This window comes from Rubrivivax gelatinosus, assembly GCF_016583785.1.
In the GTDB taxonomy this organism is placed as follows: domain Bacteria; phylum Pseudomonadota; class Gammaproteobacteria; order Burkholderiales; family Burkholderiaceae_C; genus Rubrivivax; species Rubrivivax gelatinosus_B.
Genome location: NZ_NRRU01000224.1, coordinates 1 through 876 on the forward strand (window position 1 = coordinate 1; position 876 = coordinate 876).

Annotated in this window: 1 protein-coding gene; it reads left to right on the top strand. The window is 75.2% G+C overall.

Annotated elements, in window-relative coordinates:
* Positions 1-210: 210 nt before the first annotated feature.
* Positions 211-828 (top strand): hypothetical protein, encoded by a 618-nt coding sequence (locus CKO43_RS25510; RefSeq protein ID WP_242481421.1) that lies wholly within the window; start codon positions 211-213, stop codon positions 826-828.
* Positions 829-876: the final 48 nt, after the last annotated feature.

The following is an 876-nucleotide window of genomic DNA, read 5'->3' on the forward strand; positions in this document are numbered from 1 at the left end:
CGTCGACGACGATGCGGCGCACGACCAGCGCCGCCACGCGCGGCCCGTGCGCCGGGCGCTCGACGGCGCCGGCCAGCAGCAGCAGATGCGTCGCCGCGACCAGCGCCAGCAGCGCGGCCAGGGCGAGACGCCGGATGCGGCGGGTGGCACTTCGGGCAGTCATCGGACAATGCTGCCCAGACCCGCAACGCCAGCCGATCCCCCTCGTTCATGAAACTTGCCACCCTGAAGGACGGGTCGCGCGACGGCCAGCTCGCCGTCGTCTCGCGCGACCTGACGCAAGCCCATTTCGCCGCCGGCATCGCCGGCCGGCTGCAGCAGGTGCTCGACGACTGGAACTTCCTCAGCCCGCAGCTCGAGGACCTGTACACGGCACTGAACCAGGGCAAGGCGCGCCACGCCTTCGCCTTCGACCCCCGCCAGTGCCTGGCGCCGCTGCCGCGGGCCTTCCACTGGGCCGAGGTGCCGGCCTATCCCGACGCAGCCGAACGGGTGCTGCGCGCGCTCGGCATCGAGCCGCCGGCGGCGCTGCGCGAAGCGCCGGCCATCGTCGCCGCGGCCGGCGACGGGCTGCTGGGCGCGCACGACGAGGCGCTGTTCGAACAGGCGCTGCCGGGGCTGGACTTCGGCCCGCAGCTGGCCGTCGTCAGCGGCGACGTCGACGCCGGCACGCCGGCCGACCGCGCGCTCGACGGCGTGCGCCTGGTGCTGCTGGCCAACGCCTGGCGCAGCGGCGCCGACGGCGCGGCGCCGCCCGCGGCCTTCGCGCCGGTGGCGGTGACGCCCGAGGAACTGGGCGCGGCCTGGCGCGGCGGCGCCAGCGAGTGAGGGCATTCATTCGTCGCGCTCCGAGACACGTTGTTCGATCGCGCCGAA

Bases quoted from the DNA above. Each gene is read 5' to 3' on its own strand.
- CKO43_RS25510 (WP_242481421.1), top strand. From the start codon at position 211: ATGAAACTTGCCACCCTGAAGGACGGGTCGCGCGACGGCCAGCTCGCC.